Origin of the sequence: Psychrobacter sp. APC 3426 (assembly GCF_030408035.1) — a bacterium.
Classification (GTDB): domain Bacteria; phylum Pseudomonadota; class Gammaproteobacteria; order Pseudomonadales; family Moraxellaceae; genus Psychrobacter.
On record NZ_JASDCF010000002.1, the window covers coordinates 239,855 to 258,080 of the forward strand.

Annotated in this window: 13 protein-coding genes; 7 read left to right on the forward strand and 6 right to left on the reverse strand. The window is 43.5% G+C overall.

From position 1 onward, the window contains the following. The first annotated feature begins 9 nt into the window (after window positions 1-9). Entirely contained in the window at window positions 10-1,116 is a 1,107-nt protein-coding gene (locus QL919_RS03210; RefSeq protein ID WP_290188150.1) for a DUF2804 domain-containing protein, read from the forward strand. Between the two features lie 168 nt (window positions 1,117-1,284). After that, a complete protein-coding gene (gene dcd, locus QL919_RS03215; RefSeq protein WP_058369435.1) occupies window positions 1,285-1,860 on the forward strand; it encodes a dCTP deaminase in 576 nt (191 codons plus the stop codon). Between the two features lie 163 nt (window positions 1,861-2,023). On the opposite strand, the gene QL919_RS03220 is transcribed toward dcd, so the two are convergent. The 6 genes from QL919_RS03220 to QL919_RS03245 all read right to left on the reverse strand — a co-directional run bounded on the left by QL919_RS03220 (window position 2,024) and on the right by QL919_RS03245 (window position 8,352). Further along, a complete protein-coding gene (locus tag QL919_RS03220; RefSeq protein WP_290188151.1) occupies window positions 2,024-2,458 on the reverse strand; it encodes a ClpXP protease specificity-enhancing factor in 435 nt (144 codons plus the stop codon). Between the two features lie 161 nt (window positions 2,459-2,619). Beyond that, complete coding sequence (locus tag QL919_RS03225) at window positions 2,620-3,234, reverse strand: glutathione S-transferase N-terminal domain-containing protein (RefSeq protein ID WP_290188152.1); 615 nt, start codon at window positions 3,232-3,234, stop codon at window positions 2,620-2,622. A gap of 215 nt (window positions 3,235-3,449) precedes the next feature. Continuing rightward, window positions 3,450-4,166 (reverse strand): cytochrome c1, encoded by a 717-nt coding sequence (locus QL919_RS03230; protein ID WP_290188153.1) that lies wholly within the window; start codon window positions 4,164-4,166, stop codon window positions 3,450-3,452. Next, window positions 4,166-5,371: a cytochrome bc complex cytochrome b subunit gene (locus QL919_RS03235; protein WP_290188174.1), complete on the reverse strand. Its 1,206-nt coding sequence runs from the start codon at window positions 5,369-5,371 to the stop codon at window positions 4,166-4,168. Before QL919_RS03235 ends, QL919_RS03230 begins: the two co-directional genes overlap by 1 nt. 22 nt (window positions 5,372-5,393) lie before the next feature. Continuing rightward, a complete protein-coding gene (gene petA / locus QL919_RS03240; RefSeq protein ID WP_290188154.1) occupies window positions 5,394-5,978 on the reverse strand; it encodes a ubiquinol-cytochrome c reductase iron-sulfur subunit in 585 nt (194 codons plus the stop codon). A 433-nt stretch (window positions 5,979-6,411) separates the two neighbouring features. After that, on the reverse strand, window positions 6,412-8,352 hold the full coding sequence (locus QL919_RS03245) for an ATP-binding cassette domain-containing protein (protein ID WP_290188155.1): 1,941 nt from the start codon (window positions 8,350-8,352) through the stop codon (window positions 6,412-6,414). A 239-nt stretch (window positions 8,353-8,591) separates the two neighbouring features. Between QL919_RS03245 and QL919_RS03250 the strand changes: the two genes are divergently transcribed. From QL919_RS03250 to QL919_RS03270, 5 genes are all read left to right on the forward strand, one after another. Continuing rightward, entirely contained in the window at window positions 8,592-8,849 is a 258-nt protein-coding gene (locus QL919_RS03250; RefSeq protein ID WP_290188156.1) for a SlyX family protein, read from the forward strand. Between the two features lie 218 nt (window positions 8,850-9,067). After that, on the forward strand, window positions 9,068-10,462 hold the full coding sequence (locus tag QL919_RS03255) for an outer membrane protein transport protein (RefSeq protein WP_290188157.1): 1,395 nt from the start codon (window positions 9,068-9,070) through the stop codon (window positions 10,460-10,462). 410 nt (window positions 10,463-10,872) lie between these two features. Beyond that, window positions 10,873-12,267, forward strand: a complete 1,395-nt coding sequence (locus tag QL919_RS03260) for an outer membrane protein transport protein (RefSeq protein WP_290188158.1) — start codon at window positions 10,873-10,875, stop codon at window positions 12,265-12,267. A gap of 448 nt (window positions 12,268-12,715) precedes the next feature. Next, the gene (locus QL919_RS03265; protein ID WP_290188159.1) at window positions 12,716-14,161 is read left to right on the forward strand and encodes a hypothetical protein; all 1,446 of its coding nucleotides are present in this window, start codon (window positions 12,716-12,718) and stop codon (window positions 14,159-14,161) included. A gap of 289 nt (window positions 14,162-14,450) precedes the next feature. Further along, window positions 14,451-18,143, forward strand: coding sequence for a transferrin-binding protein-like solute binding protein (locus QL919_RS03270; RefSeq protein ID WP_290188160.1), 3,693 nt, complete (start codon window positions 14,451-14,453; stop codon window positions 18,141-18,143). Window positions 18,144-18,226: the final 83 nt, after the last annotated feature.

The following is an 18,226-nucleotide window of genomic DNA, read 5'->3' on the forward strand; positions in this document are numbered from 1 at the left end:
GCCGTAAAAATGAAGCAAAATGATAATAACCAACCTATCGCTAATCACTTTAGACCAGTTGAACTTGACCAGCTTATTCAAAACGGTCAACCTACCTTTGGCGTTTTTGCGCAAGTAAAAAACATCAACTATTTGGACTACCACAGTCATCTTATCTCGCAAAAAGCGCTACCAAATTGGCGTAAAGCTTTAAAAGCCAATCAATTCTGCTTTATTCAAATTATTCAGCCACCGTATCGAGTCTGTTTAGCAGTAGCGACGATTAAGCTGGCGACCAGTGCCTTTGTCTACCTTTATAACGATGAAACGGGTGAGCTGGAGGTATGTGAAGCCTTGCAGCCTTTGACTCGGCAGACGCAACTACAAGGTGATTGCTATCAAGGGCAAATGGTATTTACCCATGCCAAACTGAGCGTCAATTTAGATTTTACGCCCGCGCAAGTTAAAGTGGCGCTAGACAGTCAAAACCTTGCACTCCATGCAACCTTAGCAAGGCAGTCGCAGCCGCTCGCTATCTGTACACCAACGGGCAGACGAGGTTGGACGTACACACAAAAAGAGCCATTAACCGCTGTATCTGGACATATAGTCATTAAGGGTAATTCAAAACTTAACGTTGATACTACTTCCGATACCCAAGCTCAGCAGATAGACTTTACTGACACTACTATTGCCAATCTAGATTGGACGCTTGGCTATATGCGCCACGAGACCAACTGGTTTTGGACGTGTATCAATAGCTATTTGCCAGATGGTCGACATTTTACTTTGAACTTATCAATGGGCGTCAATGAAACGGGCGCCAGTGAAAATGCCTGTTGGCTTGGTGAACAGATAGTTTATCTACCGCCTGTGATGTTTGTACGTCAAGATTTGGACGCAGCAGCACAGAATACTTGGCATATCTATCATGAAAACCTCGGCTGGAGCAATGTCGACATTGATTTAACCTTTACGCCTATTACTGTCTATAAAAAGACCGATAATTTTGGTGTGCTTGCCAGTATCTTTGAGCAATGGCTTGGATGGTATAGTGGTGAGATACGTGTGGGCGGTGAAGTGATTAAAATTGATAAGGTAATGGGGCTAGCAGAAGATCATTTTGCCAAATGGTAGTTGGACAGGGCACGTGTTAATCATCGTATTTTTAAAAGTAGTAGATAGTTGATACTGGCTTAATTTTAAAGTCATTGTGGCTCTATAAATTCAGCCGCCAATTCCGTATAATCGTCGCTATCAAAATACTGTACCATAACCGCTATTAAATATTTGTAAGGAAGAAAAATGTCTATCAAATCTGACCGCTGGATTCGTAAAATGGCTGAAGAGCATGGCATGATTGAGCCGTATGAGGCAGGTCAAGTGCGCTTTAATGATGCAGGCGAGCGTTTGGTCAGTTATGGCACCTCAAGCTATGGTTATGATGTACGCTGCGCCCCTGAGTTCAAAGTCTTTACCAACGTGCATTCAGTGGTGGTTGACCCTAAAAACTTCGATGAAAAAAGCTTTATTGATATCGTCGGTGACGAGTGCATTATTCCACCGAACTCATTTGCATTAGCGCGTACCATGGAGTACTTCCGTATTCCACGTGATGTATTGACCATCTGCCTTGGTAAATCAACCTATGCGCGCTGCGGCATCATCGTCAACGTGACGCCGCTTGAGCCTGAGTGGGAAGGGCATGTCACTCTAGAGTTTAGTAACACCACCAACTTGCCTGCGCGTATTTATGCCGGCGAAGGCGTGGCGCAAATGCTATTTTTCCAAAGTGATGCTGATGACGTCTGCGAGACCAGCTATAAAGACCGTGGCGGTAAATACCAAGGCCAGCGCGGCGTCACACTACCAAGAACTTAATGACATAAGATTGTAAGCGTCTAGGATTTAAGCTTCAATAGATTAAGTGTTTTTAAAGTTGCCACCCTTTTAGACAATCGTCCCGTGCTAAAATAAGAAAAGCCAGCATATTTAATATGACTGGCTTTTTTATGGTTCTGTCTCTCGGCTATTTCAAAGTCAATTACTTTAAAACTTTTAAGCCGGCTTTATTATCACGTTTCGGCTTAGGCGTAGCGCTAGAGCTTTTCTTAGCAGTAGTAGTCTCTTCTTCTGGCTCATAGTTGTCATATTCTTTTGGATCAAAGAACATGCCTTGAGAGTTTTCTTTGGCATAAATGCCCATCACTGCCGTCAGTGGTACCCAAATCTCTTGTGATACCCCGCCAAAGCGCGCGCTAAAGTTAATATAGTCATTTTCCATGCTCATATTACCCGTTGCACGACTAGCGATATTCAATACAATACGACCATCTTGCACATGTTCGGTCGGGACTTGCACGTTTTCAGCGGTCGCATCAACCATGAGATAGGGCGTGAACTCATTGTCTTCTATCCATTGATATAGAGCGCGTACCATATAAGGGCGAGTTGGGGTGATAGATGTGGTTTCGCTCATCTGATGATTTCCTATGCTGAACATTTTTGGTGATGGTTAATGACAGAGTTGTTATTGGTTTTAAGGTGATGAGCTAATATCAATGAAGTTGGCTCAATTGCGGCTTATTAACTTTTATTCTGTTAGGGTTCATTTTAAGCCAGTTGCTTACTCTTGTCTAATTAGCGAACGCTTTTTTTGAAACTCTCACGCTCAAAGACACGCTTTTGATAGTCGAATAGTGGGCGACTGATGGCGCGTGGTAGCTCAATGCCCATCTCTTCCAATCGCCATAGTAGGGGCGCTAAGAGCACATCACACCAGCCAAACTCATCTGCCATAAAATAAGGTTTATGCGCAAACAGCGGCGATAGAGTAATCAATGAATCGCTTAACTGCTTTTTAGCCATAGCAGCTTGGGCTTTATTGAAGCTATCTGGATGCATAAGCAGCCGCTTACCGAGTACCAGCCAATCACGCTGAATACGCCATGCTAGCTGTCGAAACTGCGCACGCTCTTGCGGCGTCTCAGGCAGTAGCTTATTGGTATGATAACGCTCTTCTAAATACTCAAAGATAACGTTAATCTCGTATAGCGCAATCTCACGCTGCTGTAAAACAGGTAGCGTGTGGTACGGGTTTAGCTCAGTCAAATCTTCAGGACGCTCAGAATGCAGACGTGATAAATAATAGGCAAGCTTTTTTTCTTCAAGTAATAGACGCACCACATGACTATCGTAGCTGTCATCAGCGTATAAGATTAGCTGACTACTTGGAATGTCATTTGCATCAATCATGAAAGCCTAATGTTAATAATGAAGGTTGTCATCGTAAACAAAGTCAACCCGATTATCAAGACGACATACGTAAACATTATCGTGGAGAGCTTTATTTATCTACTTTCTCGATGTGGAGTGGATGAGTAAGTATTGAATATTAAAAAGCAAATATGAAAAAAGCACTACCGAAGTAATGCCTTTTTATGATGAAATCTTAGTGCTTAAGACTTAAATTATTTTACATCTTTCCAGAATTCTTTGTTCAACAAGTAAACTGGAATCAGTAATACTAATAAGAATAAAATCACAAAGAAACCAATGACTTGACGGTCATGACGAACAGGTTCAGCCATCCACGCCATAAAGTTAACCAAGTCACCAACCTCAGATTCAAACTCTTCAGCACTTAGCTCTTCTTGCATGTTATGCAATACATGAGGCATCGCAGCGTTTGCAAGTACTAAGTTGTTGGCACCCCAAGGGCGGCTTGGGTCTTCATAGAATGACAGTAGGTACGTATAAACCCAGTCATCACCACGCAGACGTGTTTCAAGCGATAAATCTGGCGGTGGCGCACCGAACCATGATGCTTGCACATCAAGGTCAATCTCAGCGTTGATATGATCACCGATTTGATCAGTGGTCACCATCAAATACTTTTCAACCAATTCAGGTGGTATCTCTAAGTCTTTAGCGATGCGCGAGTGACGAACGTACTGTGCGGAGTGACACCCAGCACAGTAGTTCATAAAGATTTTCGCACCATTTTGTAGCGAGCCTTTATTGGTAAAATCAATAGGGGCTGTGCTACAAGCTAAGTGTTCTTCTACGCCATCAGCATTGGTGAAAGTACCGCATCCACCGCCGCCTGCTGCCAGTGCAGTACCAGCAGTCAAGGTTAATGCCGCGCCTAAGCCTAGACCAGCTAGGGATTTAATTAGCGTGCTCATCAGTGACCTCCGGTAACGCGTTCTGGTGGCTGTTTACACTTCTCAATAGAAGTATAAAACGGCATCAATAGGAAGAACAAGAAATATAGAATGGTAAATATACGTGACATGATAGTCGCTGTAGGCGTCGCAGGTGTCGCACCCAAGTAGCCTAGTACCACAAAGCTTATCGCAAAGATGGTCAGTGCAATCTTAGACAAGATGCCTTTATAACGTATCGAGCGTACTGGAGATCTATCAAGCCATGGGATTAAGAACAGCGCAGCAATCGCACCACCCATCGCAATCACGCCACCGAGCTTATCAGGAACAGCACGTAAGATGGCATAGAAAGGTGTGTAATACCATACAGGTGCAATATGCTCAGGTGTCTTCAGTGAGTTCGCTGTCTCAAAGTTTGGTGGCTCAAGGAAGAAACCGCCGCCTTCTGGGAAGAAGAACACCACTGCAAAGAAGCAGATAAAGAATACTACGATACCAACCATGTCATGCACAGTGTAGTACGGATGGAATTCGATACCGTCTAATGGCACACCATTCTTATCTTTTAGTTTTTTGATGTCGATACCATCAGGGTTGTTTGAACCCACATGATGCAGCGCAACAATATGCATAAAGACCAAGCCCACAAGGACCAATGGAATAGCGACAACGTGTAGCGCAAAGAAACGGTTTAACGTGATACCAGAGATAATATAGTCACCACGTACCCATTCAGCAAGACCATCACCAATCACAGGCAGAGCAGCAGGAAGGTTCAAAATAACCTGTGCACCCCAGAATGACATGTTACCCCAAGGAAGGAGGTAACCGAAGAAACCTTCTGCCATCAATGCTAGGTAAATACCCATACCGATGAGCCAGATAAGCTCACGAGGTTTTTGATATGAACCATAAAGTAGTGCTCTGAACATATGCAGATAGACAACGACGAAGAACGCTGAGGCGCCAGTCGAGTGCATATAACGAATGAGCCAACCGCCTTTTACATCACGCATGATGTATTCAACAGACGCAAATGCCCCTTCGGCACTTGGGTTGTACATCATCGTTAGCCAAATACCGGTCACCAATTGGTTGACCAATACAATCATCGACAATACGCCAAAGAAGTACCAAAAGTTAAAGTTCTTTGGTGCATAGTACTTTGACATATGGTATTCATAGGTTTCGGTCGCTGGAAAACGCGCGTCCACCCAATGCATTAACTTTTTACCCATACTCATATTAAGCCTCCCCAACCGTCAGGATGGTACCATCCACACTATATTCTGGAACGGGTAAGTTAGTTGGTGCAGGAACGCCACTGTAAACGCGACCCGCTAAATCATACTTAGACCCGTGACATGGACAGAAAAATCCACCATACCAGTCGTTACCACCTAAGTCAGCTGCGCCAACATCAGGGCGGTAGTTTGGTGCACAGCCTAAATGCGTACACACGCCTTCGACGACCAACACTTCTGGTGTAATAGAGCGTTCTGGGTTTTTGCAATATTCTGGTTGTAGCGATGCATCTGAGTTAGGGTCAGACAGCAGTGACTCAACTGATTTAAGCGTACCCAACATGTCTTCGGTACGTCTTACCACAAAGATAGGTTTACCACGGTATTTGACGACAATCATTTGTCCATTTTCGATAGAACCAATATCTTGGGTCACTGCAGCCCCTGCAGCCTCAGCTTTAGCGCTTGGGTACCAAGAACGGACAAAAGGTGTTGCCACAGCAGCTACCCCAGCTGCACCAATCGCGGCAGTTGAGGCAATAAGAACTCTACGGCGTTGTACGTTAACGCCTTCGGCTTGGCTCATTAAAACTTCCTCCAGGTGAATGAAATGGGATTATCCCACACTGGGTTTGTGGCTTAGAAAATATACAATATCAAGCCACTTTAGCTGTGCCTAATTTTGCTAATTGTTGCTATTCTAAGCTATTTCGGTGATAAAATAAATTATTGCGTTAAAAATAAAGCAACCTTGAGAGAACATACTCTAAGGTTGAACATCGTAACTCAGACAAAAAAGCTGAATTATCAATGTCTAACATCGTTTTTGTTTTCGCAAGCATTGTAAACTTGATGACCTTATAATTAATAAGGATATTCAGCAATAGCGAATGATACTTGAAATTCAGGTAATGTTCACTAACTTTCAGTATCTAACCGCTGTGTAAGTACTCGTAAACCAATAATCACCACTTTATCGCATAAAGTAGTGATTAATTTGGTCACGGATAGCACATCAACTAGCTCTCAAGCGTGCTCCAACGTTCAAGCTTGCTCATCATCTCATCTTCGATGGTCAACAAGCGCTCACTAGCGGCAGTCGCTGCATCAATATCAGTGTTAAACCAGGAGCCATCAGCCAGCTTCTCTTGTAACTCATTTTGCTCAGCTTCTAGTGCCGCAATCTCTTTTGGCAAGTTATCTAGCTCACGCTGTTCATTAAAGTTAAGTTTTTTAGTGGCTTTAGTCGGTTTTGCTGAGTCTGCTTTATTCGCTGACTTGGCACTTTTTGTATTGTTAGCGGGTGCTTTTGCAGCCTGGGCAGCTTCTTCACGATTCTTCTGTATCAAATACTCTTGATAACCACCGACATATTCTTTGACGATACCGTTGCCATCTGCATCTTGGTCAAACACCCAAGTAGAGGTGACGACGTTGTCCATAAATGAGCGGTCATGGCTGATAAGTAGTATCGTACCGTTAAAGCTACTGACAGATTCTTCTAATAGCTCAAGGGTGGCCATATCCAGATCGTTGGTTGGCTCATCGAGTACCAGAATGTTGGCAGGCTTTAATAGCTGTTTGGCAAGTAAAACACGGTTACGTTCACCGCCTGATAGTGCTTTTACTGGTGTACGTGCGCGCTCCGGTGCAAATAAGAAGTCTTGTAGATAGCTCATGATATGCGTCTTGCGACCGCCCACTTCGACGAAGTCTGAGCCTTCTGAGACGTTTTGTGCCACGCTGGCTTCTAGATCTAGCTGATCACGCAGCTGATCAAAAAAGGCAATTTTCAGATTGGTACCTAGCTCTACGCTACCTGATTTGGTGACTTCATCATCAGACATATCGAGTAGGGCTTTAATTAAGGTGGTTTTGCCTGCACCGTTTGGACCAACGATACCAATCTTGTCACCACGCATAATCATGGTGCTAAAATCATTGACCAATACGTTGCCGTCATATTCGAGATGCAAGTTTTTAACCTTGCAGACCAACTTGCCACTTTTTTCGCCTTCACCCATGGTGATGTTGACGTTACCGACTTGCTCACGGCGAGCGCTACGCTCTTCGCGCAAGGCTTTTAGCTCACGAACGCGCCCTTCGTTACGGGTACGGCGCGCTTTGATGCCTTGACGAATCCACACTTCTTCTTGTGCCAGTTTTTTATCAAAGTTAGCATTGTTCTTTTCTTCAGCCAATAATTGCTGCTCTTTTAACTCTTGATAACGCGCGTAGCCTTTGGCACCTTGGGTAACGTCATAGCTGGTCAGGTGACCACGGTCAAGCTCGACGATACGTGTGGCAAGCTTATTGACAAATGCTCTATCGTGAGTAACGAATAGCAAAGTCAGACCCTGCCAATCTAATAAGAAGCGCTCTAACCACTCGATGCTTTCCACATCCAAATGGTTGGTCGGTTCATCAAGTAGTAGTACATCAGGTTTGGTAACGAGCGCACGAGCAAGAAGAACACGGCGCTTACGACCACCAGATAATGAAGATAAATCATCTTCTGGATCGAGTCCCATGGTGGTAATCAGACGGGTAGCGTCACGCTCTAAATCCCAGCCATGTACCGCATCGATATCATGCTGTAGTGTTGCCATATGCTCGCAAGCATCCATGTCGCCATTGGCACATAGGTCGACTTGCTTATTATAATTGATGAGCAAGTCTGCGGTACGGCGGCTACCACCCATGACGATGTCTAAGATACGTCCGCTGGTTTCAGGGACGTCCTGCTCTAGCATCGCAACACGCATACTGCTGTTGGTGATGATCTCGCCACTGTCAGGCTGTAATGAGCCGTTAATCAGTTTAAACAGTGTGGATTTTCCTTCGCCATTGCGGCCAATTAAGCACACGCGCTCGCCAGCATTGATAGCAAAATCAATGCCATCTAGAACGGGAGCGACGCCAAAGGCTAGGTGAATGTCTTTTAAATGTATCAGTGCCATAGAATATCTTAAGCTTATATAATAGTGAGGTAGGGGTTGTTGCAAAATTGCCTGCAGTATAACATGCCACCACCAGACTGTAGTGTGCGTAAATGCTTTTATAAACACTATTTATTGCTTTTCTTATCAGCCGCTATTTTTTAATCGTCTCTATTGATTGTTACCTTTATATATCAATGACTGGCTAATAACGCCTTTTATCCCTATCGCCCAATATTTATGATAATTCCGAGAAAAATATGAACCAATCTAATGATAAAAATGATGACACAGCCACAAAGGATGAGTTGCAAACACAAGTCATCGATTTGCAAATGAACATGGCGCATTTAGAAATGACTGTTGAGCGACTTGACACGGTTATTGCCCGGCAAGACAAAGATATTCAAACATTACAGCGTCAGCTGCAGCTTATCTATAAGCAAATGGAGAGCCAAGATACAGAAGGCGGTATAGCACCATTCGACGTCATGGCAGACAGACCACCACATTATTGATTTCTAAACCAATATCTAATAAAGGACTCGATATTTTGCGTTTGGTCTTTTATATGCATATTATTAGATAAAGATACTGTTTAGTCATAAACAAGAAATAATGTGTTTTTGCAGTTGTTTTCGTGTGCCAAAATCTTTACTATCTTGCACCTCGGATACTGCTTACCTATGAATAATAGGCAAAGCGGTGAAACAATGCGGATGTTTGGAGATATACAATGCGCGCAACTTTTCATTTAAAAACTCTCACAGTAGCTGTTGCTGCTCTATCTGTCGCTAGCGTTGCTAGTGCTGCTGGTCTTGATCGTTCAGGTCAAGATATCACCGCATTCTTACAAGATGGCACCTATGCCGAAACCGTTTATACTTATATCGATGCCGATGTGAGTGGTAAAGATTCGTCAGGCAACAAAATTGACGACATAGCAGAAGACTATGACTTTTTCCGTTATGGTGTAAAAGCAGATATCAATGACACCTTTAGTATCGGTATCTTATATGACGAGCCATTTGGTGCTGCCGCTGATTACACTGGTAAAAACGACTTCATTACCAATACTGATGCTGATGCTATCATCCAAGACTTTACAAACATTCCTAATGTTACCGAAGCTTATGTAGATAACGTATTAATACCGCAATTGCAAGGAGCGCTGGCGCCAGGTAATCCAGGTGGTTTGACAGCTGAACAACTACAAGAAGCGCAGGGTAAGCTAATTGGCTTAGAAGCTGCCAAGGGTCTTGCAGCAGTTGCAGGCGAAGCAACACAAGTTGAAGTACGTACAGAAAGCATTACTGGCATTCTTGGTGCTAAGTTTGGTGTAAACAAAGAATTTCAAGCGTATGGTGGTCCAGTTGCCCAACGTGTGAGAGCAGACGTGAAGTTGCGTGGCGATGCATACAGTTCAGCCAAAGGCTACACCACCCATATTAGCAACGACCAAGACTATGGTTGGATTGCTGGTATGGCATATAGCAAACCTGAAATTGCCCTAAAAGCAGCGTTGACATATCGTTCTGAAATCAAACACAACGCAAAAGCTTTTGAAAGCTTCCCACTAGCGACTGCTGCTGGTGCCTCTGTCGGTATACCGTTATCAACGACTAGGCATACCGATATCGAGATCAATACGCCAGAGTCAGTCAACTTTGATTTTCAGACGGGTATCAATCCAACGACACTAGCTACGGCAAAAGTACGCTGGGTACCTTGGAGTGACTTTGCTATCGTACCGTCGTTATACAACGATGTGAGTAAGGTTGCTACAAAAGATGATAAAGGCTTGGCATTAGTAAGTTATGATGAAGACCAATGGCAGGTTGAGTTAGGTCTTGCTAAGCGTCTAGCGCCACAGTTTGCGGTTAGCGGTACCGTTGGTTGGGATAGTGGTGCTGGCAACCCTGTCACTTCACTGGGCCCAATCGAAGGCTACTACAGTGTCGGTCTAGGTGGTAAATATGACATCACTGAGAATTGGGCAGTATCTGCTGGTGGTAAATATTTATGGTTCGGTGATGCTGATGGTCAAATTCCAACCAAGCAAGTCGTCAGCAAGTTTGAAGACAATGACGGTTTTGCACTTGGTATGAAACTGTCTTATCAAGCAAAATAAGCAATAAATCAGTTCAGTTTTAAACTGAGATAAATGCTAAAAAAGCGATCCATAATGGGTCGCTTTTTTTTGCCTAATTTTTTGATTGAAAGAAATCTAGTGAAATGGAATGGTCGAAAAGCAATCAAGTATATCCCCATTAATTTATTTTAAACAAACTTTAGTTTATTAAAGTAATAATAATGATAAGTACAAATATTCATAAGTAAAACAATTGTTTATATAAGTATAGGGAAATTAAGTCTATCAATAACCGCACGTAAAATTAAATTTATTAAATATTGTTTTACTATAAAAAAGTAACTATTATCGAAAGTAGGACACTGTTTGATTAATCTAAAACCGCAAGAATTACTGTTGCTTTTATTTTAAAAAAACAGCTAAACAACCAGGACGTTTGGAGAGATAATATGCGCGCTACCTTTCACTTAAAAACCCTCGCGGTAGCTGTGGCTACCATTTCTGTGGCCACCATGAGTCATGCTGCAGGTCTCGATCGTTCAGGTCAGGACGTAACAGCTTTCTTTCAGGATGGTACCTATGCAGAAGCCGTTTATACTTACATCGATGCCGATGTCAGTGGCTATGATAGTGCCAATGGCAATCCACTGAATAATGACTATATACGCGGTGACAAAACAGGGGATATCGCTGAATCTTATGACTTTTTTCGCTACGGCGTAAAAGCTGATATTAATGACACTTTTAGTATTGGTGTGTTATACGATGAGCCTTTTGGCGCCTCTGCTGAATACATAGAAAGTAACTTCGTAGCGCAAAATGATATAAATGCGAGCGTTGAGTCAATTACCGCTGGTCAGTTCACGGATTTTAATACAGCAAAAGCCACCTTAGATAATTTGGTCGCTGCTGGTGACGCATTGCCCCCCGAGCTCGCAGCCGATAGAGATCGCTTAGCATTGGGGCTGGGAATTGTCGCTGCTGAAGCCGCCACCGCTGGCGATACTACTAAAGTAGAAGTCAGAAGTAACAATTTAACCGCCATACTTGGCATGAAACTCGGTGAGAATAAAAACTTCCAGATTTATGGTGGTCCAGTTGCTCAACGTATTGAAGCGGAAACCAGATTGCGCGGTACGGCCTATGGCCCAGCTAGCGGCTATACCTCTCGTACCAGCCCTGATACAGACTATGGGTATTTGGCCGGTATTGCTTATAGTAAGCCCGAAATTGCTCTGAAAGCAGCATTGACTTACCGCTCTGAGATTGAGCACAGCTCACAAACGTTTGAGCAATATCCATTAGCGCCAGCATTAAGTGCGGGAGCTCTGCCGAGCAGTCGCAACAGTACTATTGAGACTACCACTCCTAAATCAGTCAATTTCGATTTTCAGACAGGGATTAATCCAACGACTTTGGCCACTGCCAAGGTACGTTGGGTGCCATGGAGTGACTTTTCCATTGTCCCATCATTGTATACAGATGCCACGAAGAGTAGATTTCCTGGTGGTTTAGCCTTGGTAGATTATGATGATGACCAGTGGCAAGTAGAGGTTGGTATGGCGAAACGTGTCGCACCAGCTCTAGCTGTGAGTGGTACGGTGGGATGGGACAGTGGCGCTGGTAATCCTACGACATCATTAGGGCCAATTGAGGGCTACTACAGTGTCGGTTTAGGGGCCAAGTACAATGTGACCCCTGAATGGGCGGTATCAGCTGGTGGCAAATATTTATGGTTCGGTGATGCTAAAGGTCGATTGCCAACGGGAAAAATTGTTGGGGATTTCGATGATAATAATGGCTATATCGTGGGCGTGAAGCTTTCTTACCAAAATACCAAATAACAAGAGAGTACTCGCTAGTCAGTGAACAGTTGTTTTAACTATTAGTGTTTTATTTTTAATAACAAAAAGCAGCCCATTGTGGCTGCTTTTTTTGGGGGGATTAGTAAAATAGAAAATAGTGTTAATAATCAATGCTATATATGCAATTTTTTGGACGAATACTTAAAGTGATTGCTGTTTTCGCTGAAGAGTATGTACAGCCACATACTAGATGATTGTAATCATTATTATAATTTGATTGACATAAATCTATCTTTATAAAAAGCTTAAAAGGGTGTTGCTATAGTGCTGAACTTTAATTATGATACTGAAATCAGTTACGTTGTCTTACATAGTGGTAATGTCTGATAACAATGAAAGTAAGGTCGTGTAAGCGATGATTACCTTCGATAGTAAATAATTAAGTCGTTTGGCAAAGGATTGCACAGCATCAGCTGAAGTTACTGATATGACTCATATCATAACAAAGCTATTTGCCAGTTATTTTATTCATGGAGGATATCCAGTGTCTCAAAAGTTCCCTATCTCTAAGCTCACCCTCGCTCTTATCACCTTATCAGCTGCATCATTGACGCAGGCTGCTGGTCTTGATCGTTCAGGTCAAGAAATCAAAGGCTTCTTTAACCCTGGTACTTATGCAGAAGTTGATTTTGCTTATATCGATACCAAAGTATCTGCCCATGATAATGCCGGTGCTATTCGCACATCTCCAACGACAGAAATTCGTAATGGTATTACTTCTGACGAAGCTTCATACGAAAAAGGCGTGTCAACTGGCAACGCTACGCCAGACTCATATACCTTTATGCGTTATGGTGTAAAAACGGATGTCAATGAAAATATCAGTATTGGTGTTTTCTATGATGAGCCTTTCGGTGCAGAAGTTGAATACTCTGGTGATAACACTTTTGTCTCCAAAGCAGGTAAAGATACGATAGCTGATTCATCGACTGGAACGTCTGTACCTAATGAGACCATTAACTCTTCAGTATTAGATCCAAACTACGATAAAAACACCAATGTCAGTGTGCATACTGAGACATGGACAGGTTTGGTTGGCTTTAAGTCTAATGGCTTCCAAGTCTATGGCGGTCCAGTCATGCAAAAAGTGAAAGCCGACGTACATCTACGAGGTCAAGCATATGGTCCATTAACTGGCTATGATGCCAATGTCAACAGTGACACTGATTATGGTTGGGTAGCAGGTCTTGCCTACAGTAAGCCTGAAATTGCCTTGAATGCTGCGCTAACCTATCGCTCTGAGATTGATCACAAAACTCCAGTTGGTGAAAGAGTACCACTATTAGGGTCACCTCTAAGAGATACAGCATTAGGCAAGCTTGGAATTGATCCAAACTCTGCGCTTGGTCAATCAATCGGTGAATATGCCACCACTGATGCGACGGTAACCACCCCTGAATCTGTTAACCTAAATATTCAAACAGGTTTAAGTGAAAAGTATCAGCTACTAGGTACAGTAGATGTGCGTTGGGTACCATGGAGCGATTTTACCATCGTACCACCTTTATATAATGCTTACTCTAAGGCTGCTGTTCCAGAAGGCCTTCCATTACTTTCTTATGAAAAAGACCAGTGGAAAGTTGATGTTGGCTTAGCGAAGCGTTTTAATGAAAAGCTGGCCGGTTCAGTGGTTGTCGGCTATGACTCTGGCGCAGGTGATCCTGTGAGTTCATTGGGTACTATCGAAGGTTACTATAGTTTAGGTGGTGGTGTGAAATATAACGTTACTCCTGAATGGGCAGTATCAGTCGGTGGCAAATACCTTAAGTTCGGTGATGCCACTGGACAATTACCTAATGGCAGTATCGTTAGTAAAGCCGAAGACAACGATGGCTATATCGCTGGTGTGAAGCTGTCTTACCAAAGCCAGTAATCTATTGATTTAACAGTCTATGTTCAAATGATTTTTTAAAGGACTTATCTGACTAGAGGGTTAGATAAGTCACATAAACTAATATCACCCTATTGGGTGCTACGTTAATATTTACATAAATATGTAACAACGCTCAGATGAACGTTTGCGTCATATTTAATAAACAGCTGTTAGCTGTTATAAATTGACTTTGTAAACTAAATTTGATTATCTATATAGCTTGCCTAAATACTAATTTTATTATTAGTAGATAAAGGAATATCTATCAATCATCCATGGAGGAAGACGAATGTCACCTAACCGTCATTCAATCTCAGCTGTATCGACAGCTAAAAAACTAAAAACCCCACTTAAAGCCAGTGCTGTTCTTTTGACATCAATGATTCTGGCCGCCTGTAATACAACTGATGAGCCTTCTTATAATCTTGATGATATCTTTAGTCCAATACCTGGTGCTACCGATAAGCAGCTAGAAGAAGCGAAAGCTGAAGCCGAAAAAGCGAAACAGGAAGCTCAAAAGGCGAAAGAAGAAGCTGAAAAAGCAAAAAAAGAGGCTGCTGAGCAAATAGCTGCTGCTGAAAAAGCAGCTGAAGAGAAGGCTGCATCAGCCATTAAGGCAAAAGAAGAAGCTGAAGCTGCTGCTGCCGCTGCTGAAAAAGCAAAGGCAGATGCCATAAAAGCAAAAGAAGAGGCTGAACAAGCATTAGAGGATGCATTAGCAGCTGGTGGTGGTTCAGAAGCACTTCAAAAAGAGGCGGACCGCAAGGCAAAATTAGCAGAAGAAGCTGAAGCTGCTGCCGACGCAGCTGAAGCTGCCGCTAATACTGCCCAGCAAGAAGCAGAGGCAGAAGCGACTGCAGCTGCAGCAGCACAACAAGCTGCGCAAGATGCAGCATCAGCCGCTGAAATTAAAAACGCGCCTCAAACTACTAAGTCAGGCGTCCAGCACATCAGCATTAATGCCACTGGAATAGGTCAAGGTATGCTGACCACCACCACACGTGACTTCAACATCACCGATGAGACTGAGGTTGACGCTCGTGCAGACACAGCTTCAGGTGGCTTGGTTTCTGATCCTGTAACGTTAAAAATAAGCGGTGATAGCGATGCAGAAGTAGCAGGCTCTAACGGCTTCAAATCGTTTGAAAATACCACCAAAGTTGTCACAGAAACATTGGGTGAGCAAGACTTAGTCTATACCTCAACCTACAAAGATTTTAACGATGATTTAAGAGTTGCTCATATTGATGGTGCAGCTGCTGGTCTGCTGCCAGTCAATGGTGTCGCCGTAGTAGGTAATGCGACTGAAGCTGCTAATGTGCCAACAGAAGGTAAAGTGGGCTACACAGGTGAAGCAACTTATCGTGCATTGGGCACAGACAGCAAGGTTGAGTTTGGGTCTTCAGTATTCACGGCTGACTTTGTGGCCAAAAATGTAAAAGGCGACTTAACCTTTAGTGATAAAAAAATTGGTCTAGAAGGAGCTATAGACGGTAATAAGTTCTCAGGAACTAAAGATGGCTATAACGCTGATGGTGGTTTCTACGGTGGTGATGCTCAATACTTAGGTGGTGTTTACGAAGGTAAAGGCGCTCAAGGTACTTATGGCGCCAAGAGTGACAATCAAACCGCAGCAGAAAAAGCTGCTAAAGATACAAAAGCGCAAGCAGAAGCTGCTGAAAAAACGCTAGCCGCTGCCCAAGCAGAAGCGGCGGAAGCTCAAGCTGTTGCAGAACAAGCTCAAGCTGATGCAGCTAAAGCGAAAGAAGCTGCCGAAAAAGCACAAGAAGCGGCTGATAACGCTGGCAGTGGCGGCGATGATCAAGCACTGCAAGATGCTCTAGACAGAGCAGAAGCAGCAGAAGCAGCGGCGAAGAAAGCTAAAGAAGACGCAGATGCAGCTATCCAAGCAGCAGCAGATAAAGCGCAAGAAGAAGTTAAAGCGGCACAAGATAAAGTAACAGCGGCTCAATCAGAAGCGACTGCAGCTAAAGCGAGCGCAGCAGCAGCTGTAGCCGCAGCAGAAGCAGCTGAAAAAGATGCCGCTGCTAAAATCGCCGCAGCAGAGTCAGCCGCAGCAGAAGATGTAGCAGAAGCTGAAAAATTGGCAGAAGAAGCCAAAGTAGAAGCTGAAGAAGCCAGAGCTGCTCAGGCTCAAGCTGAAAAAGAAGCACAAAATGCAGAAGACAGAGCAACTGCAGCAGCTGAAGCACAAACAGCAGCTGAAAAGAAAGCTCAAGAGCTGCAAGAGCAGTTAGATGCGTTAACGCCAAAATTTGAGTCTGCAGCTGAAGCTGAGCAATCAGGTGTACAGCATTTATCTGTCGATGCAAGTGCATTGCAGGTAGGCGTCAAAACAACCACAACCCGTGACTTTGAAATCCGTAGTACCTCAGATGTCGATGCTCGTGCTGATTTGGCGCTTACAGGTGTTCTTCCAGGGCCTATAACCATTCAGGTGTCAGGTGACAATGATGCTGAAACGGAAAATGGCTTCAAAGCTTATGAAGGCACTGGAAACGTAACTGGTGAAGGTGATTTGGCTTACATTGCAACCTATAAAGACTTTGGTGCTAACGGTGAGATGCGTATTGCCCATATAGATGGCACAGCAGCCAATGGCGCTGTACCTGTAGATGGTGTGGCTGTAGTGGGTAATAAGACAGCAACGCTACCATCCGAAGGTACGTTTGACTATGCTGGTGATGCCACCAATCGTAAAGTTGGTGTAGACAATGCGATTGAATACGGTAGCTCTGAGTTCACGGCTGACTTTGTTGCTAGTAAAGTTGATGGCACACTAAAATTCGCTCAAGCTGGTGAAATTGGGCTATCAGCAGATATCACTGGTAATGAGTTCTCTGGTGCTGCAGCTGATGATACTGGCTATAACACAGAAGGTGCTTTCTACGGTAAAGATGCTAACTTCATCGGTGGTATCTACGAAGGTAACGGTTCACAAGGTACCTTTGGTGCGGAGAAAGATGGTACAGCCGCTAATCCAGTTGAGCCAGCACCAGTTGAGCCAACTGATCCTGCTGACACAAACATAACCGGCTTTCAATCGACGGCATTAAGTAGTAAAGAGCGTGAACTACCATTTGGTCAAGGTCAATTAGATTCAGCAATTGGTTATTCAGCAATTCGAGGTGATAAAGACACTTGGTCTGGTGACCAATCTGATGTTGCTGCCGATGGAACGCTTCCTGCCGATAAAGTATTAGATACTGGTGATAACTTCACTGCATTTGATACATTGTCGTTGCGTGCTGACATGGTTAAGCCGCAGTCTGTACAACAAGCGCTTACGGTAAATCCAAAACAGGAAGGGGTAGGTACCGTAGGTGTTGAAGCAGGTAAGGGTACTTTCAACCCAGACTTTAAGTACAATGCTGTTTATGAAAGCTTCGGCACACAAATGCAGACAGGTCATGTTTATGGTTTTATAAACTCAGGTGTTGCCGGTGATGTATCTAGAGTAGCTAACGTTTATGTTCAAGGGAACCTAACCAGTCAAGCTTATATGGACTATCTCTCTGAGGTGAATGACGGTAAAGCTCAATATAGTGGCATTGGTACGGCCACCTATATCGAAAACATTCATTTAGACGATTTTGGAACCACTGTTTCAGGAGCTAACTGGGCTGCTACTCCTACAGAAGGCGCGATCACAGCACCGGTCAAAGGTGATGCCGCCTTTAATGTTGACTTTGTTAATAGTAAGTTAGAAGGTACGTTATCATTTGATGCTGGTGATTATAAATATATGCCAGCTAACAATGAAATCAAAATCGAAGCCGATATTACAGGTAACACCTTTGCAGGTAACAACGGCATCGACACTGCTGGTGGGTTCTATGGTGATAAGGCAGAGTTCTTGGGTGGTATTTACCAAGATGCAGGTGATGTAGCTGGTGGTAAAGGTGCAGGCGCTGGAACAGGAACTAAGTTTCAAGGTACCTTTGGAGCTGAAAAGCAATAATTTAGTCTGATAGTTTATAAGATAAAAAAGGCACCTTAGGGTGCCTTTTTTTTATGCTTTAAAATGAGTGTCAGACACTTAGC